The organism is Camelimonas abortus (assembly GCF_042432745.1).
Lineage (GTDB): Bacteria > Pseudomonadota > Alphaproteobacteria > Rhizobiales > Beijerinckiaceae > Camelimonas > Camelimonas abortus.
Map to the genome: position 1 here is coordinate 1,380,636 of NZ_JBHLWR010000006.1, position 24,647 is coordinate 1,405,282.

19 protein-coding genes are annotated in these 24,647 nt (G+C 70.1%); 7 read left to right on the forward strand and 12 right to left on the reverse strand.

What is annotated here, in order from left to right:
• Positions 1–57: 57 nt before the first annotated feature.
• A complete protein-coding gene (locus tag ACFFJB_RS08335; protein ID WP_376830777.1) occupies positions 58–1,275 on the reverse strand; it encodes an ABC transporter substrate-binding protein in 1,218 nt (405 codons plus the stop codon).
• A 291-nt stretch (positions 1,276–1,566) separates the two neighbouring features.
• Complete coding sequence (locus tag ACFFJB_RS08340) at positions 1,567–2,796, reverse strand: ABC transporter substrate-binding protein (protein WP_376830778.1); 1,230 nt, start codon at positions 2,794–2,796, stop codon at positions 1,567–1,569.
• Between the two features lie 291 nt (positions 2,797–3,087).
• Here ACFFJB_RS08340 and ACFFJB_RS08345 point away from each other — a divergent pair, with 291 nt between their 5' ends.
• A complete protein-coding gene (locus ACFFJB_RS08345) occupies positions 3,088–3,825 on the forward strand; it encodes an SDR family NAD(P)-dependent oxidoreductase (RefSeq protein WP_376830779.1) in 738 nt (245 codons plus the stop codon).
• 260 nt (positions 3,826–4,085) lie between these two features.
• Here the strand turns inward: ACFFJB_RS08345 and ACFFJB_RS08350 are convergent, their stop codons facing one another.
• Positions 4,086–4,787: a TetR/AcrR family transcriptional regulator gene (locus ACFFJB_RS08350; protein ID WP_376830780.1), complete on the reverse strand. Its 702-nt coding sequence runs from the start codon at positions 4,785–4,787 to the stop codon at positions 4,086–4,088.
• A 392-nt stretch (positions 4,788–5,179) separates the two neighbouring features.
• On the opposite strand from ACFFJB_RS08350, the gene ACFFJB_RS08355 reads away from it, so the two are divergent.
• The 5 genes from ACFFJB_RS08355 (at position 5,180) to ACFFJB_RS08375 (ending at position 10,376) form a co-directional block, all read left to right on the forward strand.
• Positions 5,180–5,947 (forward strand): glycoside hydrolase family 25 protein, encoded by a 768-nt coding sequence (locus ACFFJB_RS08355; RefSeq protein ID WP_376830781.1) that lies wholly within the window; start codon positions 5,180–5,182, stop codon positions 5,945–5,947.
• A gap of 289 nt (positions 5,948–6,236) precedes the next feature.
• Positions 6,237–7,421 carry an isovaleryl-CoA dehydrogenase gene (locus ACFFJB_RS08360; protein WP_376830782.1) on the forward strand — a complete coding sequence of 395 codons (1,185 nt, stop codon included), beginning with the start codon at positions 6,237–6,239 and terminating at the stop codon, positions 7,419–7,421.
• Positions 7,422–7,631: 210 nt separating this feature from the next.
• On the forward strand, positions 7,632–8,459 hold the full coding sequence (gene olsC, locus ACFFJB_RS08365) for an ornithine lipid ester-linked acyl 2-hydroxylase OlsC (RefSeq protein ID WP_376830783.1): 828 nt from the start codon (positions 7,632–7,634) through the stop codon (positions 8,457–8,459).
• A 109-nt stretch (positions 8,460–8,568) separates the two neighbouring features.
• Positions 8,569–9,426 carry an aldo/keto reductase gene (locus ACFFJB_RS08370; RefSeq protein WP_376830784.1) on the forward strand — a complete coding sequence of 286 codons (858 nt, stop codon included), beginning with the start codon at positions 8,569–8,571 and terminating at the stop codon, positions 9,424–9,426.
• Positions 9,427–9,572: 146 nt separating this feature from the next.
• Entirely contained in the window at positions 9,573–10,376 is an 804-nt protein-coding gene (locus ACFFJB_RS08375) for a YdcF family protein (RefSeq protein ID WP_376830785.1), read from the forward strand.
• A gap of 16 nt (positions 10,377–10,392) precedes the next feature.
• Here the strand turns inward: ACFFJB_RS08375 and ACFFJB_RS08380 are convergent, their stop codons facing one another.
• Entirely contained in the window at positions 10,393–10,785 is a 393-nt protein-coding gene (locus ACFFJB_RS08380; protein ID WP_376830786.1) for a DUF3253 domain-containing protein, read from the reverse strand.
• Between the two features lie 251 nt (positions 10,786–11,036).
• Here ACFFJB_RS08380 and ACFFJB_RS08385 point away from each other — a divergent pair, with 251 nt between their 5' ends.
• Positions 11,037–11,429 (forward strand): rhodanese-like domain-containing protein, encoded by a 393-nt coding sequence (locus ACFFJB_RS08385; protein WP_376830787.1) that lies wholly within the window; start codon positions 11,037–11,039, stop codon positions 11,427–11,429.
• Positions 11,430–12,678: 1,249 nt separating this feature from the next.
• Here ACFFJB_RS08385 and ACFFJB_RS08390 read toward each other — a convergent pair.
• The 8 genes from ACFFJB_RS08390 to ACFFJB_RS08425 form a co-directional block, all read right to left on the reverse strand.
• Positions 12,679–14,694: an acetyl-CoA carboxylase biotin carboxylase subunit gene (locus ACFFJB_RS08390; RefSeq protein ID WP_376830788.1), complete on the reverse strand. Its 2,016-nt coding sequence runs from the start codon at positions 14,692–14,694 to the stop codon at positions 12,679–12,681.
• A 266-nt stretch (positions 14,695–14,960) separates the two neighbouring features.
• Positions 14,961–15,944, reverse strand: a complete 984-nt coding sequence (locus tag ACFFJB_RS08395; protein ID WP_376830789.1) for a malate dehydrogenase — start codon at positions 15,942–15,944, stop codon at positions 14,961–14,963.
• A gap of 172 nt (positions 15,945–16,116) precedes the next feature.
• Complete coding sequence (locus tag ACFFJB_RS08400) at positions 16,117–17,652, reverse strand: acyl-CoA carboxylase subunit beta (protein WP_376830790.1); 1,536 nt, start codon at positions 17,650–17,652, stop codon at positions 16,117–16,119.
• A 133-nt stretch (positions 17,653–17,785) separates the two neighbouring features.
• On the reverse strand, positions 17,786–18,559 hold the full coding sequence (locus ACFFJB_RS08405; protein WP_376830791.1) for an ATP12 family chaperone protein: 774 nt from the start codon (positions 18,557–18,559) through the stop codon (positions 17,786–17,788).
• Positions 18,560–18,597: 38 nt separating this feature from the next.
• The gene (locus ACFFJB_RS08410) at positions 18,598–20,247 is read right to left on the reverse strand and encodes an RluA family pseudouridine synthase (RefSeq protein ID WP_376830792.1); all 1,650 of its coding nucleotides are present in this window, start codon (positions 20,245–20,247) and stop codon (positions 18,598–18,600) included.
• Complete coding sequence (gene crcB / locus ACFFJB_RS08415; RefSeq protein WP_376830793.1) at positions 20,244–20,624, reverse strand: fluoride efflux transporter CrcB; 381 nt, start codon at positions 20,622–20,624, stop codon at positions 20,244–20,246. Before crcB ends, ACFFJB_RS08410 begins: the two co-directional genes overlap by 4 nt.
• Positions 20,625–21,000: 376 nt before the next feature.
• Entirely contained in the window at positions 21,001–23,031 is a 2,031-nt protein-coding gene (locus ACFFJB_RS08420) for an acetoacetate--CoA ligase (protein WP_376830794.1), read from the reverse strand.
• A gap of 56 nt (positions 23,032–23,087) precedes the next feature.
• A complete protein-coding gene (locus ACFFJB_RS08425) occupies positions 23,088–24,440 on the reverse strand; it encodes a replication-associated recombination protein A (RefSeq protein ID WP_376832603.1) in 1,353 nt (450 codons plus the stop codon).
• Positions 24,441–24,647: the final 207 nt, after the last annotated feature.

A 24,647-nucleotide genomic window follows, 5' to 3' on the forward strand; every position in this document is an offset into this window, starting at 1 on the left:
GGCATGGTTCCCCCGGCGACGCGCCCCGCCGCCGGCGCGGAGAAAACGGCGGCGCGGTCAGGCCTTGCGGGCCGAGACCGGCTCGCCGAACAGCTCGTAGCCCTCGCCCGTGAACCGCTGCAGCATCAGCGTGTTGAAGGCGCTGTAATTCTCCGGCGTGGTGCGGATGTTGACCCCCGGCAGCAGCATCGGCAGGTCGTCGTAATTGAGGCTGGTCACCTTGCGCATCAGGTTTTCGCGGGTGAGGTCGTCGCCGCACGATTCCAGCACCCGGTGCAGCAGCGTGGCGGAAAGGTAGCCGAGGGCGGCGCTGCTGTCGCTGAACATGCCCTCCATGCCCGCATCCTTCATGAAGGCGGCGTAGGCCTTCATGTCTGGGCTGTCGCTCCAGCGCGGATCGCCGGGGGTCTTCATGGCGGTGGCGGTGATGACGCCCTGGGCGGCGTCGAAGCCGGCCGGCTTCAGCACCGAACCGATGGAGGCGGCCACGCTCACCACATAGATGTCCGACTTCCAGCCCATCTCGTGGCGCTTGCGGATGGCCTGGGCGCCGAACTTGGGCGTGGCCATCAGGAAGAACACGTCGGCGCCGGAGTTCTTCAGCTTCACCATCTGCGAGTCGACGGTGGCGTCGGTCACCTCATAGGTGGCTTCGGCCACCACCATGTCCTTCGCCCGCTCGCCGAGGCCTTCCTTGAAGCCGCGCACATAGTCGCGGCCGGCGTCGTCGTTCTGCGAGAGAATGGCGATCTTCGCGTTGGGCGTGTGCTCGACGATGTAGCGGCCATAAATCGCCCCCTCGACGTCATAGAGGGGGAAAAAGGCCGTGGTCCACGGGAAATTCTTCGGATCGTTCCACTTGGAGGCGCCGGTGGAGATCAGGATCTGCGGCACCTTCTTCTGGTTCAGGTAGCGGTGCACGGCGGTGTTGGTGGGCGTGCCGACCGTGCCGTACATGGCGAGAACGTTTTCGTTCTCCACCAGCTTGCGCGTCTGCTCCACCGTCTTGGGCGGGCTGTAGGCGTCATCGAGTGAAATCAGGTTGACCTTGCGGCCGTTAATCCCGCCCTTTTCGTTCAGGCGGCGGAAATAGGCCACCTCCACCGCGCCCTGCACGCCATAGGCCGAGGCCGGCCCGCTGTAGGGCATGGTCTGGCCGATGCGGATTTCGGCGTCGGACACGCCGGGTCCGTATTTCTTCCCGGCGGCGAAGGAGACATGCGGACCGGCGAGCGTCGCCAGGCCCGCAAGCAATAGCTCGCGTCTGCGGATCATCATTCCCTCCAGCGGTTCCACCCTGAGCGACCGGCCCTGTTTGTTCGCCGTGTCGCGCCCCGCCCCGTGCCGACGGAAGCGGAGCAAGGACCGGCGGCGCCGGTCCACGTCGTTCAGGTTGCTGGCAAAACGCGCTCCGGTCAATCGATGATGCGTCGCAGCCGCCCGGCGGGACGGCGCCGCCGCGCCCGCCCGCGCCGGGACGTCCGCGGGGCGCAGCCGGCCACGAAAACACGAAAGCCGGGCCAGACGGCCCGGCTTTCCTCACGCCAGCCCCGGGGCGGCGCCCGGTCACTTCCGGCGGTTGACGGTGAGCGGCTCGCCGAACAGCTCGTAGCTCTCCCCCTTGAAGCGCTGCAGGCGCAGGGTGTTGAAGGCGCTGTAATTGTCCGGCGCCGTCTCCACGATCACGCCGTCCAGCAGCAGCGGCGCGTCGGTGATCTTCAGGTTGGCGACCTGCTTCAGCACGTTCTCGCGCGTCAGGTCGTCGCCGGCGTTCTGCAGGGCGCGGGTCAGCACCGTGGCCGAGATGTAGGCGAGCACCGCATTGGTGTCGAGGAAGTGCTGCTCCAGGTTGTGGCGCTTCAGGAACGCGGCGTACTCCTTCATGTCCGGGCTGTCATTGTACTGCGGATCTCCCGGGGTCTTCATGAAAGCGGCGGTGATCAGGCCCTGGGCGGCCTCGAAGCCGGCCGGCTTCAGCACCGAGCCGATGGAGGCGGCGACGCTGGCCACCACCGTGACCGGGTTCCAGCCCAGCTCATGCTTCTTGCGGATGGCCTGGGCGCCGAACTTGGGCGTGGCCATCAGGAAGAACACGTCGGCGCCGGAGTTCTTCAGCTTCACCATCTGCGAGTCGACGGTGGCGTCGGTCACCTCATAGGTGGCCTCGCTGACGATGTTGGCGGTCTTTTCGCCAAGGCCGGCCCTGAAGCCCTTCACATAGTCGCGGCCGGAGTCGTCGTTCTGCGACAGGATGGCGATTTTGGCGTTGGGGTAATTTTCGGCGACATAGCGGCCGAAGATCTCGCCCTCCACGTCATAGAGCGGGAAGAACGGCGTGGTCCACGGGAACCGGGACGGGTCGTTCCACTTCGACGCGCCGGTCGAGATGAGGATGTGGGGGATTTTTTTGCTGTTCAGGTATTTCTGGATCGCCGTGTTGCTCGGCGTGCCCAGCGAGCCGTAGATGGCGAGAACCTCCTCGTTCTCCACCAGCTTGCGGGTCTGCTCCACGGCCTTGGGCGGGCTGTAGGCGTCATCGAGCGAGATCAGGTTGATCTTGCGGCCGTTGATCCCGCCCTTTTCGTTGAGCTCCCTGAAAAAGGCCTGCTGCACCACGCCCTGCAGGCCATAGGCCGAAGCCGGGCCGCTGTAAGGCATGGTCTGGCCGAGACGGATCTCCGTGTCGGAGACGCCCGGACCATATTTTTTCTCCGCCGCCACGGCCATGGATGCGGACATGGCCGCGGCCAGCGCGCCGGCCACGCCGGCGCACAGAAGCGAACGCCTGCTGAACATGCGATGTACCCCCTGGGTGTTCCTGGACAGTTTTTTCCCCGCCGCCCGGCGGACGGCGGGGCAGGCGGCCGTCATGTGGGCGCGGCCGCGTTGGCCGGGAACCTGGCCCAGGTTGACGCAGCGGACAAGCGCCTGCGGACGCATGGCGGACGACGCCGGCCGGCATCGCCATGCCTGTGACGCATGGCTCGCCCCGCCTTGACGCAACCAAACGCTTGATTGAAGTATCGCCGGACGCCGGCAGGCCTCGCAGAGGCGGCCGCCAGTCGCGCAATGGGGAGAAATGCCAGGATGAGCGAACTCGATTTCACCGGAAAGAACGTGCTTGTGGTTGGCGGCTCGAGCGGCATTGGCAACGGCATCGCCCAGGCGTTCCGCGCCAAGGGTGCGAACGTCTACGTGTGGGGCACCCGCGCCAGCGCCGCCGACTATTCGAAGGACGATGGCTGCGACCTCACCGGCCTGCACTACGCGCAGATGGACGTGGCCGACTTCGCCGCCATCGAGGCCTACCAGCCGCCGTTTGACCGGCTGGACGTGCTGGTGCAGTCGCAGGGCTACGTCATCTACCGCCGCGGCGAGTTCCAGATGGACGGCTTCCAGAAGGTCATCGACATCAACCTGAACAGCCTGATGGCCATCAGCATGAAATTTCACGACATGCTGGCCGCCAGCAAGGGCTCGCTGATCATCATCAGCTCGACCTCGGCCTTCCATTCGACCAAGGGCAACCCGGCCTACAACGCCTCGAAGGCCGGCGCGGTGGGCCTGGTGCGCACCCTGGGCGAGGCCTGGGCGCCGGACGGCATCCGCGTCAACGGCATCGCGCCGGGCCTGGTGGACACCAAGCTGACCAAGGTGACCACCGAGAACCCGAAGCGGCTTGAGGCCGCCCTGCGCGGCATTCCCATGGGCCGCCTCGGCCTGCCATCCGACATGGGCGGCGTGGCGCTGTTCCTGGCCTCTCCGCTGGCGGCCTATGTCTGCGGCCAGACCATCCCGGTGGACGGCGGCCTGATCCTCAACTGACGCGCCGCCGGCCCGCCGCTTCGCTTCCGCGCCGTCACGCCCGGGCCTCGCCCGGGCGTTCCTGTGCGGTCACTACGCCCGGGCGCTCCCGGGACGCCCGTCGCCGCGCCGCCGCCACGCGAAAGGACGGCGCAGCCCGGGACAGGCCTTGCGGACGTCCGCCCCGCGGCTCCGGACGGCGGAAGCGTGATTGTGGACGCCCCGGCCGGGCACGGGCGTGACGTCACGGCGGCGGCGTCCCGCCGCGCGATCCGGGCGCGTCAGTGCCCGCTGTCGCCTGGCTGGCGCGGGCGGGCGGCGCTCCAGTCGGCCGGCGGCGATCCGGCCGGAATGCGCGCCGGCGCGGTCAGCAGGGCCGTGGCGGTGTCGATGACGTCGTCGATCGCCTCGCGGCTGCCCCACCAGGCGGCGGCGCTGCCCGGCTGCGGATCGGCCCCGGCGGCGGAGTCCAGCACGCTCTCGCGCTCCGCCAGCGCCGCGGTGATGTAATGCAGCGCCGCGTTGAAGCGCAGCAGCAGCACCGCGGGCGCGAACGCCGGCAGCATGCGCTCAAGATGGGCGTAACAGCGCCGGGTGCCGGCGCTCCAGCGGCCCTCCAGCGGATTGTTGGCGAGATGGCGCCGGTTCAGGCGCACCCCGGCGAGGAAACGGGCGTAACCGTCAAGACGCTCGTCCGCCTCATTGATCATGCTCTCGACGAGAATGGCGACGATGGCGCGCACGTCGACGCTGGCGCCGCGCTGCTCGAGTTCGTCGAGCGCCTTGCGGCGATAGTCGTCGATGGCGTGCGCGCCCTCCATGACCAGCTCGCGCACCAGAGCGTCCTTGGAGCCAAAGTAATAGTGGATGGAGCCGTTGTTACGGGCGCCGGCCTCGGCCACCACCTGGCGCACCGACACCCCGTCGACGCCGCGACGCGCGAACAGTTTCCTGGACGCACGGCGAATCCGTTCGGAAGTCATGTCTGAAATCATGACGTCTCGCCCCCAATGCGCTGTGAATATGTTTTGACAATAGCAAATTTAAAATAACGCTACTGTTGGACAGTAATACAGTGATGGTCATCATGTCAACGCGCCGCGACCGTTACAGAGGCAATGACGCCGTTTTCCGGCGCACAGGACGCAGAACGCCTGACCTCAACAGGCGCCTTTCCGGAAAATCCATGACGCGCCGCGCGCTCCATGGGGAATGACGGGCGCGGAGGCGGCGGCCGCCTGCGGCGCCGGGCCGCCGTTCACCGTGTTTGGTAAGCCTCCGTCAACGAATGACGCACATAGACAGGAGCATGTCCGCATCCGCATCTTCCCTGCGCTCCACGGCCGCGCGCCTGCGCCGGCGCGCCGGAGCCGCCATGAACCGCACGACGCGCCGCGTGGCCGCGGCCGCGCTGCTCTCGTTCGCGCTGGCGGCCTGCGCCGCCGAGCAGGCGCACATGACCTTCGGCGGCATGACGGATTCGCGTCCCCATCCGGGCGTGAAGGCCGCCCTGAAGCTTCCGGTTCACGGCATCGACGTGTCGCGCTGGCAGGGCGACATCGACTGGCGCGCGGTGCGGCGCGCCGGAGCCACCTTCGCCTTCATCAAGGCCACCGAAGGCGGCGACCATGTCGATCCGAAATTCCTGCAGAACTGGTACGGAGCCCGCGACGCCGGCGTGTGGCGCGGCGCCTACCACTTCGTCTACTGGTGCCGCCCCGCCGAGGAGCAGGTGCAGTGGTTCATCCAGCACATTCCGCAGGATCCGGACGCGTTGCCGCCGGTGCTCGACGTGGAGTGGAACGGCCACTCCAGGACATGCCCGCGCCGCGTGCCGCGCGAGCAGGCGCTGCGGATGATGGAGGTGATGCTCCACGCCCTCGAGCAGCACACCGGCAAGCGGCCGATCATCTACACCGACATCCCGTTCTACCGCGACGTTCTGCAGGACGGCGGCTTCGAACAGTATCCGCTGTGGATCCGCTCCACCGCCGCCGAGCCGCACATGCGCTACGACCGCCGGTGGTACTTCTGGCAGTACACCACCACCGGCCGCGTGCCCGGCATCAAGGGGCCGGTGGACCGCAACGCCTTCTTCGGCACCGCCGACATGTGGGACAAGTTCACCAAGGGCAATCTGTGACGCCGGGCGCGCCCTGACGTTCCCGGCGCCAGGCGCCCCGCCCCGGGCGGCCGCCCCTCCGCCCCCCTTCCCGCCAGACCGGCTGCGCGGGCGCCGCGCGGCGGCGCCCCCGCGCCTTTCGCCTTGCCGCGCCCCGTCGCGCCCTGCGCCCCCTTGCCGGCGCCGCCGCGCCGCGCTGTACTGGCGCGTACCCGCCCTGCGGCGCCGCGGACCGCGGCCCCTCCGGCCGCTTCCGCGCCGGCGCCGCTTTCACAGACCAGAACAGCCAGGGCGGCGAGGGAGAGCGACAATGGCCCTGAGCACCACAGGCGGCGGCTACGCCGGCTTGAACTTCGGCCTTGGAGAAACGGCGGACCGGATCCGGGAGGTCGTGGCGGCCTTCGCCCGCGACAGGATCGCGCCGCGCGCCGCCGACATCGACCGCAGCAACGTGTTCCCCCGCGACCTGTGGCCGGAGCTGGGCGCGCTTGGCCTGCTGGGAATCACGGTCGAGGAGGAGTACGGCGGAGCCGGTCTCGGCTATCTCGAGCACTGCGTCGCCATGGAGGAGATTTCCCGCGCCTCGGCCTCCGTCGGCCTCAGCTACGGCGCCCACTCCAACCTGTGCGTCAACCAGATCCGCCGCAACGGCACCGAGGCGCAGAAGCGCAGATACCTGCCGAAGCTGGTCTCCGGCGCGCATCTGGGCGCGCTGGCCATGTCCGAGACCGGCGCCGGCTCCGACGTGGTGTCGCTGAAGCTGCGCGCCGAGCGCAGGGGCGACCGCTTCATCCTCAACGGCTCGAAGTTCTGGATCACCAACGGCCCCACCGCGGACGTGCTGGTGGTCTACGCCCGCACCGATCCGGACGCCGGCCCGCGCGGCATCACCGCCTTCATCATCGAGCGCGGCATGAAGGGCTTCTCCACGGCCCAGAAGCTGGACAAGCTCGGCATGCGCGGCTCCGACACCGGCGAGCTGATCTTCGAAGACTGCGAGGTGCCCGAAGAGAACGTGCTCGGCGCGGTCAACCGCGGCGTCGAGGTGCTGATGAGCGGCCTCGACTATGAACGCGTGGTGCTGGCCGGCGGCCCGCTCGGCATCATGCAGGCCTGTTTCGACGTGGTGACGCCCTACATTCACGAGCGCCGGCAGTTCGGCCAGCCCATCGGCACGTTCCAGCTGGTGCAGGGCAAGGTGGCGGACATGTATGTGGCGCTCAACTCCTGCCGCGCCTACGTCTACGCCGTGGCCCGCGCCTGCGACCGCGGCGAGACCACCCGCGAGGACGCCGCCGGCGCCATCCTGCTGGCCGCGGAGCGGGCGACGCAGATGGCGCTGGACGCCATCCAGCTGCTCGGCGGCAACGGCTACGTCAACGACTATCCCACCGGCCGGCTGCTGCGCGACGCCAAGCTCTACGAGATCGGCGCCGGCACCAGCGAAATCCGCCGCATGCTCATCGGCCGCGAGCTGTTCGCCAGGACCGCCTGACGCGCGGGGAGAACCGCCTGACGCGGCGCCCCGGCCGGCGGCGCCCTGGCGCGGGAACCTGACCGGCGGGGCCTGGCGCCGGGGCCGGCGGCGCCCCCCTCCTTGCCTTATGGCCGGGCGCCACTAACATTTGCGTCCGTCCCGGCCGGCGCCGCCCCTGGCTCCGCGCGCCGGCCCCTTTCGCCCCAGACATTTTCCGGAAACCAGACAGTGACACAGCAAGCGAAACAGCCTGTCGGCGAACCGCAGCAGAAGTTCGGCACCGAGGGCATCCACGCGATGGAGCGGCCCGGGCTGATGACCCGGCTGCTGATGGGCATTGTCCGGTGGGTGGAGCGGATGAACCTCCGCTTCTCGAAGGTCGGCAATCCGCCCGTCTATGACAACGCCACCTTCCCGTGGGTGGCGGAGATCGAGCGCGAATGGCCGCTGATCCGCGCCGAGCTGGAGCAGGTGCTCACCCGCCAGTCCGAACTGCCGGGCTTCCACGAGCTGTCGCCCGACGTGAAGACCATCAGCGACGACACGCGCTGGAAAACCTTCTTCCTTGTCGGCTACGGCCTGAAGTCGGAGCGCAACATCCGGCAGTGCCCGCAGACCTGGCGGATCGTGCAGAAGATCCCCGGCCTCAAGACGGCGATGTTCTCGATCTTCGAGCCGGGCAAGCACCTGAAGCCGCACCGCGGCCCCTACAACGGCGTGCTGCGCCTGCACCTCGGACTGGTCGTGCCCGAGCCGCGCGACAGGCTCGGCATCCGCGTCGCCGACCAGGTCTGCCACTGGGAGGAAGGCAAGGCCCTGGTGTTCGACGACGCCTACGAGCACGAGGCGTGGAACCACACGGACAAGACCCGCGTGGTGCTGTTCGTGGACTTCGTCAAGCCGCTGCGCTTCCCGGGCAACCTGTTCAACTGGCTCCTGCTCAACATCGCCATCTTCACCCCCTTCATCCGCGAGGGGCTGGAGAACCAGAAGGAGTGGGAGAAGAAGTTCTACGCCCAGGCCGAAGCGATGCGGAACGCGCCCGGCCGGCCCTGAGCCGGCCCGCGGCGCGGCGGGCGCCTGGCCCGCGCCACGGCGCGGCGGCGGGCGGACGGCGCGCCCGCCGCCTGGCGCCCTTTCCTGTTTCTTCCGCGGAGGAGATCCCATGCCCACGCCCCCGACCAGCGTCATGGACGACAACCAGATCGTGGTTCACGCCAATGGCGCCGTCATTCCCGCCATCGCCCTCGGCACCTGGCAGTCCACCGGCGAGGCGTGCGCGCGCGCCGTGGCGGAGGCGCTGCGCTGCGGCTACCGCCACATCGACACCGCCGCCATTTACGGCAATGAGGAGCAGGTGGGCGAAGGCGTCCGCGCCTCGGGCGTTCCGCGCGAGCGCTTCTTCCTCACCACCAAGGTGTGGCGGGAGGACATGACCCGCGACGCGGTGCTGCGCTCGGCCGAGGCGAGCGTGCGCCGTCTTGGCGCCGGCCCGCTCGACCTGCTGCTGCTGCACTGGCCCAATCCGGACGTGCCGCTGGCGGAGTCGCTGGCCGGCCTCGCGGAGGCGAAGCGCCAGGGCCTGACGCGGCACATCGGCGTCTCCAACTTCACCATCGCCCTCGTGGAGGAGGCGGTGAAGCTGTGCCCCGAGCCGCTGGTCACCAACCAGGTGGAGTTCCACCCGATGCTCGACCAGGGCCGGCTGGTCCGCGCCTGCGCCGCGCACGGCCTGTCGGTGACCGCCTATTCGCCGCTCGGCCGCGGCCGGCTGCTCGACGATCCGGTGATCACGCAGATCGCCGCCGCCCACGGCCGCGAACCGGCGCAGGTCGTGCTGCGCTGGCTGGTGCAGCAGCCGGGGGTGATCGCCGCGCCGAAATCGGTGACGCCGCAGCGCATCCGCAACAATCTGGCGGTGTCCGACTTCGCCCTCACCGGGCTGGAGATGGCGCGCATCAGCGCCCTCGCCCGGCCGGACGGGCGGCTGATCAGTCCGGACTTCGCGCCGGCCTGGGACTGACGGCTTCCCCGGCCGCGGCCCGGCCGCTGGCCGCCGGACGCGCCTTCCCGTAAACAGGACCTGCGCCGTCGGGCGGCGCGACGCCGCGCTGGCCGCGGCCGGGCGCGCGCCCGGCGCGGCCGCGCCGCCAGCGCACGGGGGAGCGCATGTTCTTCGCGATTTCAAAGGTCGCCGGATTTTTTCTCACGCCGTCGAACTGCCTGGTTCTGCTGTCCGCGGCGGCGGCCCTTGCGCTGCTCGCCGGCCGGCGGCGGACGGGCGCCGTCTTCGCCGTGCTGGCGGGGCTCGGCCTCGTGATCTTCGGCTTCAGCCCGGCGGCGAACCTGCTGCTGCGGCCGCTGGAGAACCGCTTCCCGGCGGTGGCGACGGAATCGCTGGAGCGCGTGGACGGCATCGTGGTGCTGGGCGGCTCGGCGCAGCTGGTCCGCGGTCAGGCGCGGCTGGGCGAGGCCGGCGCGCGGATCACGGCGACGCTGGCGCTGGCGCGGCGTTTTCCGCAGGCCCGCATCGTGTTCTCTGGCGGCGACGGCCGGCTGGTTCCGGTTCCGGGCGAGAGCGAGGCGGACGCGGTGCGGCTGCTGCTGCGGCAGACCGGGGCTGATGACGCGCGCGTCGTCATCGAGGACAGCTCGCGCAACACGCGCGAGAACGCCGCCTACAGCCGCGCGCTGGCCCGGCCGCGACCGCACGAGCGCTGGCTGCTGGTGACCTCCGCCTCGCACATGCCGCGCGCGGTGGCGGCGTTCCGCCATGAGGACTTCGCCGTCACGCCCTTCCCGGTGGACTTCGTCACCACCGGCACGGCCCGCGACCTGCTGCCCTTCGCCGAGGCGGCGCGGGGCCTGCGCCTCACCGACCGCGCCGCCCATGAATGGGTGGGCCTGCTGGCCTACTGGCTCGCCGGCTATACGCCGGAGCTCGTCCCCGGCCCGGACGCAGAGGGGGACTGAGCCGGCGCCGGCCGGCTCAGATCTCCCATTCGTCGAATTTCGGGCCGCGCCCCACCTTGTAGAGGCCGCGGAAATCATCCGGATCAGCCGGAACGCCCTTGCGGAAGATGGTGACGCTGCCCTCATGGGCGAGCTTCACCAGGGCCAGACGCAGCGGCTGCATCAGCGGTCCCCAGCCTTCGGGCTTCTGCCCGCCGACGGCGCGGGCGATCTCGGCCGGATCGACCAGGGCGTCGCCGGCCCGGCGCAGCATGTCGCGCGCCATCTCCTCCAGCGGCAGATGCACGCCGACGCCGCGACGGCGCTTCTGCGGCTCCTGCGGGGCGGCGGGCTGGCGCCCGCCGGCGCCGCCGGCCTTCTGCTTTTTCGGTGGCCGGGACCGGCCGGGTCGGTGATCCTGTCGCGTCATGACGCTTCGATGCGCCCTGATCGCCGCAAGGTCAAGTAGCGGCGCTCGGGCGGGACGGGCCCTGGCCAGCCGCGGCGGTCAGGGCGGCGGAGCCGGCGGGCGCATTCGCGTCCACGGCGTGCGGCCCGTGGCCGCGGACCGGCGGCCCGGTGGACAATGACGCCCCAGGCCCGCATCCTGCCCGCTGGCGACGGCCCCGGCCGCAGGTCCCCGCGGCGCCGCGAGGCCGCACGCCGCCGTTGGAGGAAACGATGCCCCAGAAAATCACCAGGAGCGTCCGGGAAATGGTGGCCGACGCCAGCAGCCGGATCACGACCCTCTCCGTGGACGAGGCGCGCGCCCTGCTCGGGCGCGACGACGTCACCTTCGTCGACCTGCGCGACCCGCGCGAGCGCGAGCGCGACGGCAAGATTCCCGGCGCCTTCCACTGCACGCGCGGCATGCTGGAGTTCTGGATCGATCCGGAAAGCCCCTACTTCAAGCCGCAGTTCGGCGAGGACAAGACCTTCGTGTTCTTCTGCGCCGGCGGCTGGCGCTCGGCCCTGGCGGCGGACACGGCCCGGAGCATGGGCCTCAGCCCCGTGGCCCACATCGGGGGCGGCTTCAGCGCCTGGAAAAAGGCCGGCGCGCCGGTGGAGGACTGACGCCCCGCGCCGCCCCGCCTGGCCCCGGCCTCTCCTTTCCCCTGCCCTTTCCGGCCCCCTGCTCTTTCCGGTTCTGGCGCGAGCCCGGGCGCGCCCCCAGTCCTTGCCCCGCAAGACCGCACGTCCGGCGAACGCCAGTTCGCCGGACGTTTGCGTTCCACGCGGCGGCCGGGGCCGCGGCTCCGGTCCGACCGCAATTTTCTAAAGGAATTATCAATAACAATGACAACAATTGTTGAAGTTATTCAATAAATTGTTATCACAACCGGAAATTTTTGCAAATGAATATTGGAAAACCGCCGTTATATTGCGTCCGCAAACCGGTTTCACGCCAGCCACGAGGGGAGACGACAGATGTTTACGTGAGCGCGACCGCACATGCCTGAATCAAACATGGCGAATGTCCCGGCGGCCCCGACGGAACAACCGCACGGGCTGGCGCAAACCCGCATGACGACACAGGGCGAATTCTCATGGTCCACGTACTGATCACGGTTGAAGAAATGGCGCAGAACCTCATCCAGCTGCTCGGCGCCATCTGAGGCTGGCCGGCGGCCGGCGCCCCGCTCCGGCGGCGGGCGCCCGCGCCAGCCCGGAACGCCGGCGCGGCGCCGCCCCCTTCCGCGACGGCGGGGCGCCGCCCGGACCGGACCCCGGCCGCCGCCTCAAGCAAATGTTATTGCCGCCCCCTCATGCATGCGGTTCGCGCCAGAGAAAAACTGTTATATTCTAAGTGCAATTCGGACATTCCTTTGCGGAATTTCCGGCAAAATGGAGGAGAATAGCAGACCAGATATATTATCTCGTAATTAATTTATCCTGTTCCTGAACGTGATTACAGATGTCGCCGACAGCCGTCGCGCCCCCCTCCGCGACCGGCCGTCGCCATTGCAGAAGGAACCCGTATATGATCGAAGCCATTTACACCGTCCTGACCGGCGCCTCGAGCGCGTTCTATTCCGAGCTGGGCGCCATCGCGTTCGGCGTGCTCCGGGCCGTCGCCAGCCACCTGATCGTCTGAGCCTGATCCACGCCGCCGGCGGGCGGCCGCCGGCGGACGCGGAGCGCCGGCCTCTCCCGGCGCCCCGCCCTCTCCTTCCGCCCATGGCCGCCGCCGTGGCCCGGATGCAGGCTCGCAACCGGCATGACACTCCAGACATGAAAAAAGCCCGGCCGCATGGCCGGGCTTATCCGTCTGGCGCATCACCGGCGCCGGCGGGGAAGCCCCCGCCAGCGACCGGGCGGACGGTCAGGCGAACTCGAGGATCACCGCGTCCACGGCGAGGCTGTCGCCTTCCTTCGCGTGGATTTTGGACACCACGCCGTCGCGCTCGGCGCGCAGCACGTTCTCCATCTTCATGGCCTCGACCATGCACAGCGGCTCGCCGGCCTTCACCTCCTGGCCCTCGACCACATTGATGGCCTTCACCAGGCCCGGCATCGGGCACAGCAGCTGCTTGGAGGTGTCGGCGGCCTTCTTCTCCGGCATCAGCTTCGCCAGCTCGGCCTCGCGGCGGGTATAGACGCGGGCCTCGGCCAGGGCGCCGGCGTGGGCGATCTGATAGCCGTTGAGCACGGGACGCACCTGGGCCACCACCTCCACGTCGTCGATGGCGCCGCGCCAGACCGGCTCGCCGGGAACCCAGGCCGACTCGACGATGCGGGGCTGCTCCTCGTCCTCGAACGAGATCACCACCTCGTCATCGTCCTCGCCGGGGCTGACATAGATGTCGAACGACTGGCCGCCCACCACCGCGACGCGCTCGCGCTCGAACTCAACCTCGATGACACGGTCGAGCTGGCCGGTGATGGCGCGGCGCCGCTCGTTGTTGAGATGGTCGCAATAGGCGGCCACCGCCGCGATCAGGCGGGCGGTCTCGCCCTCCGGCTGCGGATTGGCGAAGCCCTCGGGGAACTCCTCGGCGATGAAGCCGGTGGAGAGGGCGCCCGACCGCCAGCGCGGATGCTGCATCAGCGTCGAGAGGAACGGGATGTTGTGGCGGATGCCGTCGATGGCGAAGGCGTCCAGGGCCTTCGCCTGGGCGTCGATGGCCGCCTCGCGGGTCGGCGCCCAGGTCACCAGCTTGGCGATCATCGGATCGTAGTAGATCGAGATCTCGCCGCCCTCATACACGCCGGTGTCGTTGCGCACGATGGCGCCGGAGGCGGTCTCGCCCTCCTCCGGCGGCCGGTAGGTCACCAGACGGCCGGTGGACGGCAGGAAGTTGCGGGTGGGATCCTCGGCGTAGATGCGGCTCTCGACGGCCCAGCCGTCCAGCTTCACGTCGTCCTGGGCGATTGTCAGCTTTTCGCCGGCGGCGATGCGGATCATCTGCTCGACCAGGTCGACGCCGGTGATCATCTCGGTCACCGGATGCTCCACCTGCAGGCGGGTGTTCATCTCGAGGAAGTAGAACGAGCGGTCCTGGCCGGCGACGAACTCCACGGTGCCGGCGGAGTCGTAGCCCACGGCTTTCGCCAGCGCCACGGCCTGCTCGCCCATCTTGCGGCGGGTCTCCTCGTCGAGCAGCGGCGACGGCGCCTCCTCAATGACCTTCTGGTTGCGGCGCTGGATCGAGCACTCGCGCTCGCCCAGATAGATCACGTTGCCGTGCTTGTCGCCGAGAACCTGGATCTCGATGTGGCGCGGATTGACGATGAACTTCTCGATGAACACGCGGTCGTCGCCGAAGGACGAGGCCGCCTCGGAGCGGGCGCGCTCGAAGCCCTCCTTCACCTCATCGACGCTGTAGGCGATGCGCATGCCCTTGCCGCCGCCGCCGGCGGAGGCCTTGATCATCACCGGGAAGCCGATCTCCGCCGCGATCTCCGCGGCCTGCCCGGCGCTCTCGATCACGCCGAGATAGCCCGGCACCGTGTTGACCTTCGCGGCGTTGGCGAATTTCTTCGACTCGATCTTGTCGCCCATGGCCTCGATGGCCTTGGGGTTGGGACCGATGAAGACGATGCCCTCGGCGGCCAGCGCCTCGGCGAAGGCGGCGCGCTCGGAGAGGAAGCCGTAACCGGGGTGGACGGCCTCGGCGCCGGTGGCCTTGCAGGCCTCGATGATCTTTTCGATCACCAGATACGACTGGGCGGCGGCCGGCGGGCCGATGTACACCGCTTCGTCAGCCATCTCGACGTGGAGGGCGTCGCGGTCGGCGTCCGAATAAACGGCGACAGTCTTGATGCCCATCCTGCGCGCGGTCTTGATGACGCGGCAGGCGATTTCTCCACGGTTGGCGATGAGGATCTTGCTGAACATGCCCCGCCCGTTTCCATTCCAGACTGTTGGCTTTCCGGGCCGGCGCCGCGCGCCGCCAGCGGAAAGGCGATGACCCAGGGACTGGGCGCCGGCCGCCGGGCGGCGGCGCCTCCTTGACGCCGCCCCGGCTCCCGCTGAGCCTGCCGGCGGCGCAAATCCTGTCGCGCCGCCCTGCCCCCCGCGGAGCCGGCGGCGCGCCGGCGGGCGCAAGCGCCCGCCCTGTTTTCGCGGCCGCCGCGGAGCGCGCCCCGCAGCAGCCTCTCACATTACTTCAGCAGGTGCGCGATGGCCGCGCGCTCGCCTTCCAGCTCCTCGAGGGTGATGCGGATGCGCTCCTTCGAGAAGTCGTCGAATTCGATGCCGGTCACGCGACGGTAATGACCGTTCTCGCAGATCACCGGCGCGCCGAACATCACGCCCTCCGGAATGCCGTAGCTGCCGTCGGAGGGAATGCCCATGGACACCCAGCGGCCGTTGCTGCCCAGCGCCCAGTCGCGGATGTGGTCGATGGCGGCGTTGGCGGCCGAAGCGGCCGAGGACAGGCCGCGCGCCTCGATGATGGCGGCGCCGCGCTTGCCCACCTGCGGGATGAACACCTCGCGGTTCCACGCCTCGTCGTTGATGATCTCGGCGATGCGCTTTCCGCCAACGGTGGCGTTCCGGTAGTCCGGATACATGGTCGGCGAGTGGTTGCCCCACACGGCCAGGTTCTCGATGTCGGCCACCGGCACGCCGGCCCTGGCGGCGAGCATCGACAGGGCGCGGTTGTGGTCAAGGCGCAGCATGGCGCTGAACGCCTCGGCCGGCAGGTCCGGCGCCGACTTCATGGCGATGTAGGCGTTGGTGTTGGCCGGGTTGCCCACCACCAGCACCTTCACGCTGCGCCGGGCCACCTCGTTGAGGGCGCGGCCCTGCACGGTGAAGATCTCGGCGTTGGCGCTGAGCAGGTCGGCGCGCTCCATGCCCGGACCGCGCGGACGGGCGCCCACGAGGATGGCGATGTCCGCGTCCCGGAAGGCGACGCGCGGGTCGTCGGTGACGGTCACGCCGGCGAGCAGCGGGAAGGCGCAGTCCTCAAGCTCCATCACCACGCCGCGCACGGCGTTCTGGGCCTGCGGGAGATCGAGCAGCGAAAGGTGGACCGGCTGGTCCTTGCCGAGCAGGTCGCCATTGGCGATGCGGAACAGCAGTGCGTAACCAATCTGGCCTGCAGCGCCGGTCACGGCGACGCGCATGGGAGTCTTGCTCATGTTAGCTCCTTGAATTGGACGTCCGGCGGCCTTCCGGCCAGACCGGACGCTGTTCGGCCCAACGGGTCAGGACGACGGCAGCCTCCGGGATCGCGCGGCGCCGGGTCCGCCCGGCGCCGCCGCGCCCCGGTCCCGCCCGCGAGCGGCCGGCGCGGCGGCGCCGGCCGCAGCGTCAGAGCGGAATGTTGTCGTGCTTCTTCCAGGGCTGCTCCGCCTTCTTGGTGCGGAGCATGGCCAGGGCGCGCGACACGCGCCGGCGCGTGGAGTGCGGCATGATCACCTCGTCGATGTAGCCGCGCTCGGCCGCCACGAACGGCGAGAGGAACCGCGACTCATACTCGGCGGTGCGCGCCGCGATCTTCTCCGGATCGCCGATGTCCTGGCGGAAGATGATCTCCACCGCGCCCTTGGCGCCCATCACCGCAATCTGCGCCGTCGGCCAGGCGTAGTTCACGTCCGCGCCGATGTGCTTGGAGGCCATCACGTCATAGGCGCCGCCGAAGGCCTTGCGGGTGATGACGGTGACCAGCGGCACCGTGGCCTGGCTGTAGGCGAACAGCAGCTTGGCGCCGTGCTTGATCAGGCCGCCGTATTCCTGGGCCGTGCCCGGCAGGAAGCCCGGAACGTCCACGAAGGTGACGATCGGAATGTTGAACGAATCGCAGAAGCGCACGAAGCGCGCGCCCTTGCGCGAGGCGTCGGTGTCGAGCACGCCGGCCAGAACCATCGGCTGGTTGGCGACGATGCCGACGGTGCGGCCCTCGATGCGCGCGAAGCCGGTGATGATATTCCTGGCGTAGGCTTCCTGGATCTCGAAGAAGTCGCCCTCGTCCACGACCTTCAGGATCAGCTCCTTCATGTCGTAGGGCTTGTTCGGATTGTCAGGAACCAGCGTGTCCAGCGACTCGTCGATGCGGGCCGGATCGTCGAAGGTGGGCAGCTCCGGCACGCCGTCGGTGTTGTTGGAGGGCAGGAAGTCGATCAGGCGACGCACCTGCAGCATGGCCTCCACGTCATTGTCCCAGGCGCCGTCGGCGACAGAAGACTTCTGGGTGTGGATCCTGGCGCCGCCCAGCTCCTCGGAGGTGACGGTCTCGTTGGTGACGGTCTTCACCACGTCCGGGCCGGTCACGAACATGTAGGACGTGTCGCGGACCATGAAGATGAAGTCGGTCATGGCCGGCGAGTACACGTCGCCGCCGGCGCACGGGCCCATGATCACCGAGATCTGGGGGATGACGCCCGAGGCCATGACGTTGCGCCGGAACACCTCGCCGTAGCCGCCCAGCGCCGCCACGCCCTCCTGGATGCGGGCACCGCCGGCGTCGAACAGGCCAATGATCGGGGCGCGCATTTTCAGCGCCATGTCCTGGATCTTGACCATTTTCTGGGCGTGCGTCTCGGACAGCGAACCGCCGAACACGGTGAAGTCCTTGGCGAACACGAACACGGTGCGGCCGTTGATCGTGCCCCAGCCGGTGACGACGCCGTCGCCAGGGATCTTGTCCTGGTTCTGCATGCCGAAGTCGACGCAGCGGTGCTGCACGAACATGTCGAACTCTTCGAACGAACCAGCGTCCAGGAGAAGTTCGATGCGCTCGCGCGCGGTGAGCTTGCCGCGACCGTGCTGCGCCTCGATGCGCTTCTGACCGCCGCCGAGCCGCGCAGCGGCGCGACGCTCCTCCAGCGCCTCGAGAATATTCTTCATTCTGCTCCCCCGCGATCGGATTGCCGAAAACTCGCTGCTCCCTAACACTCAACTAACGGATTAGGAAGCGTCTTCCACAACAAAGGTTCATCAGCGCGCCATCGCCGCCGCGCCATGGCGCGGCGCGCGCAAATCACCCCGCCATGCCCGCCCGGCAGGCGTCCGCCGCCGCGCGAAAATCCGTGAAACGGCGCGCGCGCCGCTGCGCCGCCTCCGCGTCCTCGCCCCACAGCGCGATCTGGTGGTCTTCATCCACATGCGCCGCCGCCCACGCCTCCGCGACTCCGAGCCGGCCCTCGCGCACCGCCAGCGCCAGCAGCACCGAGCCGGCCAGCGAGGTCATGACATGCAGCCCGGCGATGGCGAATGGGTGGGCGTGGGCGCGCACCGCCGCCTCGGCGGCCGCCAGCGCCGCCTGCGGCTGCTGCACGAACATCACCCCCTCCGCCAGGGCGAAGCGGGCGCCGTAGCGTTCGTCCATCCACGCCAGCACCGGATCCCACAGCTGCGTCTGGCGCAGCGCCAGGCTTTCCGGCCCGCCGGCGCGGTAGCACAGCAGGTCCGAACCGGCGTAACGGATGATCTCCTGCAGCGCCGCCTCCGGATCCGGCTCCACCGCGTCGATGGCGGCGACCGCCATGCGCGTGGCCGGCATGGAGGCCGGGTTGATCTCCTTCTCCTGCGCCGCCCATTCGGCGGCGATGGTTCCGGCCAGCGCGCGCGTCGGCGCGCGCAGCGGCCGTCTGGCCGGGGTGCGCGCCTGGCGGCCGTCGAGCAGCACGGAGAACCAGCCGTCCTCCCCCGCCGAAACGGTCACCTCGCGGTAAAAGCGCCGCGGCAGCTGCGGCTGCATCGCCTGCTGGCTGAGACGGACCGGATCCCTGCCGTCGTGAGCGCGAAAACCCATGTGTCTGTCCCCAATGCTGTCGCGTCGGCGCCTGCGCTTCACGCGTCCGGCGATTCGATGATCGGATCGTAGCGGGAGGCGTCGAAGCCGAGCAGGTTCCACGTCTGCGCCATGTGCGGCGGCAGCGGCGCTGTGACGTCGATGGGCCGCCCGTCGCGCGGATGCGGAATGATGATCCGCCGCGCCAGCAGGTGCAGCTTTTTCTGCACGCCGCCCGGCGGCTCCCAGTTCTCAACGTTGAAATAGAGCGGATCGCCGACGATCGGATGGCCGATGTGGGCCATGTGCACGCGCAGCTGGTGCGTGCGGCCGGTGACCGGCTTCAGCGACAGCCACGACACCTTCTGCGCCGCGCTCTCCACCACCGCGTAATAGGTCACCGCATGGCTGGCGTCGTCGTCGCCGTGGCGGACCACCGCCATGCGCGAGCCGCCGGCGCCGTCCTCCTGCCTGGCGAGGAAGGTGGAGACGCGCCCCTGCTTCACCCGCGGCGCGCCGGCCACCAGCGCCCAGTAGATCTTGCGGGTGACGCGGGACCTGAAGCTCTTGCCGAGAACAGAGGCGGCGAGGCGCGTCTTGGCCACCACCAGGCAGCCGGCGGTGTCCTTGTCGAGGCGGTGCACCAGGCGCGGCTTCTGTCCCGACGGGTCGCGCAGCGATTCGAGCATGCCGTCGATGTGCCGGCGCGTGCCCGAGCCGCCCTGCACCGCAAGGCCCATGGGCTTGTTCAGCACCATGATGTCCCGGTCCTCGTAGAGAATGAGGGAGCGCAGGAAGGCGGCGTCGTCCCCGTCCTGGCGCGGCGTGCGGCCGACCGGGCGCGCCTCCGCCAGCTTCAGCGGCGGCACGCGCACCTTCTGGCCCGGCTGCAGGCGGTCGTTGGGCTTCGCCCGGCGGCCGTCGACGCGCAGCTCGCCCTTGCGGACGATGCGCTGGATGTGGGTGAAGGCCAGCTGCGGAAAGCGCGCGGTGAGGAAACGGTCGATGCGCATGTCCGCTTCGTCCGCGTCCACCACCAGCGTCTGCACGCCGGTGGTCATGGTCTCGGCGGCGAGCGCGTTCAGCTTCGCCCTGGAGCCGGGCAGCGGCGCGCCGTGACCGGAGCCGGCGCGGCCGGCCCCCTTGCGGGCCGGAGCGGCGGCCTCCGGGCGCGGCTCCGCCGGGCGGGCGGCGCGCTTCGCCGGCGCGGGCGGAGCGTCGCCGTCATCGCCGTCGTCCCCGTCAGGGGCGGCGGCGGCTTCAGCCTCAACGGCCTCCCAGTCAATGTCGTCGTCCGCCGCAGGCGCCCGCCACAGGTCGCCCCATAGCGCGTCAGCGGTGACCAGATCGTCGTCGTCGGGCCCGGCGGCCGGATTCCAGCCGGGGCGGCGGTAGCCTTCGTCGCGGCGGGGGCCGCGGCCGGCCGCGCCGGCGCGCCCCGCGCCCTTGCGGGGGAAGCGGCCAGCCGCTTTCGCGGCGGCCTTCGCCGGCGCCCTGCCCGCGCCAGGCCCGGACTTGCCGGCACCCCCGGCCGCTGGCCCGGGCGCGGCCTTGCCGCGGCGGAAACCGGCGAACCAGTCGTCGTCGCCGGCTTTCGCCGCGGGCCTGCGCGGCGCGCCGGCGGCGGAACGGGACGGGCGGCCGCGCGCCCCTGCGCCGCCGGGTTTGCCCCCGCGTCCGCCCCTGCGGTTGCCAGTGTCGCGGGTCATGCCAGGCTCCTCATCGCCGCAAGTCCGACCGCCAGACCCGCAACGCCAGACAGGATTGATGCGAGAACGTACGCCGCGGCGGCGAGCGGCTCGCCCCTCTGCCACAGCATGACCGCCTCGAGAGAAAAGGTGGAGAACGTCGTATAGCCGCCGAGCGCGCCTGTCGCCAGAAACAGCCGCAGGTTCTGCGACGCGCCATCTGGACGCAGCGCCAGCCAGCCGACGAGCAGGCCCATCAGCAGCGAGCCGCTGACGTTGACCAGCAGCGTGCCCCAGGGGAAGGCGGCTCCGAACGCGCGCGCCGCCGCCAGCCCGGCCAGATGCCGGCCGACGCCGCCGAGGCCTGCGCCGAGAAACACCAGTGCGATCGCCTGCATGTATGGTCCGCTGCTCCGCCTGCCTGCCCGTGGTGACTGGCGCCCCGGTCATATACCCGTGAGGGCCGCGGGCGCAATTGGCGCGGGGCGCGGCGCGCATGGCGGGGCCGCCGGCATGCGTGCGCCGATCCGGACGGAGGCGGGTCCGGCGCAGGGCCGGCGTCGCCGTCGCCGCGGCGGCGCCGGCCAGCCTGACGCCTCATTCCCGCCGGGGGCGGCGCCTCTCCGCCGTCATGCCCGGTCCTGCCCCGGGCGTCCATGCAGGGCCGCGGCCTGGGGCGAGCGGAACTGGCGGACGCCCGTCCGTCGCCAGCCGGCCGGCGCCGCGGCGGCGCGTGCGGACCCGAACGGGCGGCCCATGCCCGCCCCCGCGGCGTCACCCGGTCCGGCGGGCCTTCGCCTCCTGTTCCGCCAGGCGGCGCCTGGCCAGGTCGACGTACCAGTCGAAACTCTCCGGATTGGCCATGGCGTCGCGGTTGATGAGCTTCTCCGGCGGATGGCCCAGCAGCAGGCGCTTCACCGGCACCTCCAGCTTCTTGCCAGACAGCGTGTAGGGCACCGCCGGCGCCTCCACGATGGCGTCGGGCACGTGCCGCGCCGAAAGCTGCTCGCGGATGCGGGCGCTGATCGCCTGGCGCAGGGTGTCGTCGATGACGCGCCCCTCCCCGGGAACCACGAACAGGTAGAGGAACGACTCCCGCCCCAGGAACTCCAGGTCCACCACCAGGCTGTCGGCAATCTCCGGGAAACCGTCGACGATCCGGTAGAACTCGGCGGTGCCCATGCGGATGCCGTGGCGGTTGATGGTGGCGTCCGAGCGCCCGTAGATGATCGCCCCGCCGCGGGAGGTGATCTTCAGCCAGTCGCCGTGACGCCACCCCCCCGGATAGACGTCGAAATAGCTCTCCAGATAGCGTCTGTTGTCCGGATCGTTCCAGAAATACAGCGGCATGGAGGGCACCGGCAGGGTGCACACCAGCTCGCTCACCTCGTCGACCAGCGGCCGCCCCTCCGGATCCCACGATTCCACCCGGTGCCCCAGAGCCCTGCACTGCATCTCGCCGGCGTAAACCGGCAGCGTCGGCGCGCCGCAGATGAAGGCCCCGGCGAAGTCGGTGCCGCCCGAGATCGGCGACAGCCAGATGTCGTCGCGCACGTTCCCGTAGATCCAGGCGTAGGCCTCCGCCGACAGCGGCGAGCCGGTGGACGACATGGCCCGCAGCCGCCCGAGATCGGCGAAGGCGCGCGGCTTCAGCCCGGCCTTCGCGCAGTTTCCGTAATAGGCCGCGCCGCAGCCGAACGCCGTGACCCCGGCCTTCTCGATGAAACGCCACAGCACGCCCAGATCCGGATACGCCGGACTGCCGTCATAGAGCGCGATGGCCGAGCCGGCGAGCAGCGCCCCCACCTGGGCGTTCCACATGATCCAGCCGGAGGAGGTGTACCACTGGGTCGTGTCGGTGGGCCGGAGGTCGCAGTGCAGCGACTGCATCAGCAGCATTTCCACCGTGATGCCGGCGTGGCCGTGCACGATGGGCTTGGGCAGGCCGGTGGCGCCAGAGGAATAGACCACCCACAGCGGATGGCCGGCCTCCACCATCGCCGGCTCCGCCTGCTGCGGGCGCGCGGCCAGCTCGCGCCAGTCGTGGGCCTGCGGGAAACGGGCGCGGTCCACCTGCGCGTGCAGCCGCGGCAGGATCACCAGCTGCTCCACCCCCGGCAGCGCCGCGACCAGCCCGGCGATCGCCTCCTGCCGGTCGAAGGGCTTGCCGGCGTAGGTGTAGCCGTCGGCGCAGACCAGCACCCTGGGGCCGATCTGGCGGAAGCGGTCCAGCACCGCGCTCCTGCCCATGTCGGAGGAGCACAGCGACCACACCGCGCCCAGGCTGGCGACGGCGAGGAAGGTGACGATGGTCTCCGGAATGTTGGGCATCACCGCCGCCACGCGGTCGCCCGGCTTCACGCCGAAGTCGCGCAGGGCCGCGGCCACGGCCCCGACCTGGCGGCGCAGCTCGCCCCAGGACATTTCCGCGACGTCCGTGTTTTCCGAAGCGTAGACGATGGCGCGCCTTTCCGGCGCGTCCATGTTGTGGCGCAGCACGTGCCAGGCGAAATTCAGCCGCGCGCCCTCAAACCAGCGGGCCCCGGGCATGCGCCGCCCTGACAGCACCTGCCGGTACGGCGTCTCGCTGCGGATGTCGAAATAGTCCCACACCGCGCCCCAGAAGCGCTCGAGATTGTCCGTCGACCACTCCCACAGCGCGGCGTAATCCGGAAAGGTCACGCCCTCGCGCTGCTCCAGCCACCGCGTGAAGCGGGTGATGTTGGCGTTCTCCACGTCGGCCGCCGACGGCGACCACAGCAGCCTGCCCTCCCCATGGATACCTTCGCCGCCTGAAGCGCCCATCGCGTTTCTCCCCGTATCCTGTCATCGCGCGGCGGGCGCGCCGCCCGCCGGCCCTGTCATCCGTCCGCGTCCGGGTCGCCGCGGCGCTGGCGCCGCAGCCGCTCCCAGTAGTCCAGCCGGCGGGTGATTTCGCGCTCGAAGCCGCGCTGCGACGGCGCGTAGAAGCGCTGGCGCCCCAGCTTCTCCGGCCAGTAGTCCTGACCGGAGAAGGCGTCCGGCTGGTCGTGGTCATAAAGATAACCCGCGCCGTAGCCTTCCGCTTTCATCAGTTTGGTGGGCGCGTTGAGGATGGTCTTCGGCGGCGAGAGCGAGCCGGCCTCGCGCGCCGTGGTCCGCGCCTGCTTCAGCGCCCGGTAAACCGCGTTGGACTTGGGAGCGGTGGCCAGAAACACCACCGCGTTGGCCAGCGCCAGATAGCCCTCCGGCGCGCCCAGAAACTCGAAGGCCTCCCGGGCGGCGTTGGCGGTGACCAGCGCCTGGGGATCGGCGAGGCCGATGTCCTCCACCGCCATCACCACCAGCCGCCGGGCGATGAACAGCGGATCCTCCCCCGCCTCGATCATGCGGGCGAAATAATAAAGCGCCGCGTCCGGATCGGAGCCGCGCACGCATTTGTGCAGTGCCGAGATGAGATTGTAATGGCCGTCCTGGCTCTTGTCGTAGACGGGCGCGCGCCGCTGCACCACCTCCGTGAGGCGGCGCGCGTCGAAGGTTTCGCCGGGGCGCGCGCAGCGCCACACCTCCTCGGCGAGGGTGAGGGCGGCGCGCCCGTCGCCGTCCGCCATGCGCGCCAGCGCCTCGCGCGCCTCGCCGGTCAACGGCAGCGGTTTTCGCCCGATTTCCTCGGCCCTTGCGAGCAGGCGGTGAATCGCCGCCTCATCCAGGGCGTTGAACACCAGGACGCGGGCGCGGGAGAGCAGCGCCGCGTTCAGCGCGAAGGACGGGTTTTCGGTGGTGGCGCCCACCAGCACGATGGTGCCGTCCTCCATCACCGGCAGGAAGGCGTCGAGCTGGGCGCGGTTGAAGCGGTGGATCTCGTCCACGAACAGCAGGGTGCGCCGGCCGCTGGCGCGATGCATGCGCGCCGCCTCGAAAGCCTTTTTCAGGTCGCCGACGCCGGAGAAAATGGCCGAGAGCTGCTCGAAGCGCATGTCGGTCGCGCCGGCGAGCAGCCGCGCCACGGTGGTCTTGCCGGTGCCGGGCGGCCCCCAGAAGATCAGCGAACCGGGATTGCCCGAGGCGAGCATGCGGGTGAGCGCGCCGTCCGGACCAACCAGATGGTCCTGCCCCACCACCTCGGCGAGGGTGGTCGGCCGCAGCCGGTCGGCGAGCGGCCGGTCGGCGGCCGGCTGCTGTGGCTCCGCCGCCTCCGGCTGTTGCGGCTCCATGCCCGAAAACAGATCGCCCATCATTCCGCCCGCGTCAAAAACCCGCCCCGCCCCGGCAGCCGCGCCGGCGCCCCACTGGCGCCGCGATCGCCCTGTCCTGTCGCCTCATGTATAAGTCTGCGGGCGTCCGGAAAACAGACGGACGCCGGAAGACCCCGGCGGCCGCGTCCCGCGCGGCGGCGCCGGACGCCTGCGGACCCCGCCAGAGCGCGGCGCGCCGCGCGCTTG

Coding starts and splice junctions, on each gene's coding strand:
- ACFFJB_RS08335 (WP_376830777.1), bottom strand. CDS start 1,275: ATGATCCGCAGACGCGAGCTATTGCTTGCGGGCCTGGCGACGCTCGCC.
- ACFFJB_RS08340 (WP_376830778.1), bottom strand. CDS start 2,796: ATGTTCAGCAGGCGTTCGCTTCTGTGCGCCGGCGTGGCCGGCGCGCTG.
- ACFFJB_RS08345 (WP_376830779.1), top strand. CDS start 3,088: ATGAGCGAACTCGATTTCACCGGAAAGAACGTGCTTGTGGTTGGCGGC.
- ACFFJB_RS08350 (WP_376830780.1), bottom strand. CDS start 4,787: ATGACTTCCGAACGGATTCGCCGTGCGTCCAGGAAACTGTTCGCGCGT.
- ACFFJB_RS08355 (WP_376830781.1), top strand. CDS start 5,180: ATGAACCGCACGACGCGCCGCGTGGCCGCGGCCGCGCTGCTCTCGTTC.
- ACFFJB_RS08360 (WP_376830782.1), top strand. CDS start 6,237: ATGGCCCTGAGCACCACAGGCGGCGGCTACGCCGGCTTGAACTTCGGC.
- ACFFJB_RS08370 (WP_376830784.1), top strand. CDS start 8,569: ATGCCCACGCCCCCGACCAGCGTCATGGACGACAACCAGATCGTGGTT.
- ACFFJB_RS08375 (WP_376830785.1), top strand. CDS start 9,573: ATGTTCTTCGCGATTTCAAAGGTCGCCGGATTTTTTCTCACGCCGTCG.
- ACFFJB_RS08380 (WP_376830786.1), bottom strand. CDS start 10,785: ATGACGCGACAGGATCACCGACCCGGCCGGTCCCGGCCACCGAAAAAG.
- ACFFJB_RS08385 (WP_376830787.1), top strand. CDS start 11,037: ATGCCCCAGAAAATCACCAGGAGCGTCCGGGAAATGGTGGCCGACGCC.
- ACFFJB_RS08390 (WP_376830788.1), bottom strand. CDS start 14,694: ATGTTCAGCAAGATCCTCATCGCCAACCGTGGAGAAATCGCCTGCCGC.
- ACFFJB_RS08395 (WP_376830789.1), bottom strand. CDS start 15,944: ATGAGCAAGACTCCCATGCGCGTCGCCGTGACCGGCGCTGCAGGCCAG.
- ACFFJB_RS08400 (WP_376830790.1), bottom strand. CDS start 17,652: ATGAAGAATATTCTCGAGGCGCTGGAGGAGCGTCGCGCCGCTGCGCGG.
- ACFFJB_RS08405 (WP_376830791.1), bottom strand. CDS start 18,559: ATGGGTTTTCGCGCTCACGACGGCAGGGATCCGGTCCGTCTCAGCCAG.
- ACFFJB_RS08410 (WP_376830792.1), bottom strand. CDS start 20,247: ATGACCCGCGACACTGGCAACCGCAGGGGCGGACGCGGGGGCAAACCC.
- crcB (WP_376830793.1), bottom strand. CDS start 20,624: ATGCAGGCGATCGCACTGGTGTTTCTCGGCGCAGGCCTCGGCGGCGTC.
- ACFFJB_RS08420 (WP_376830794.1), bottom strand. CDS start 23,031: ATGGGCGCTTCAGGCGGCGAAGGTATCCATGGGGAGGGCAGGCTGCTG.
- ACFFJB_RS08425 (WP_376832603.1), bottom strand. CDS start 24,440: ATGGGCGATCTGTTTTCGGGCATGGAGCCGCAACAGCCGGAGGCGGCG.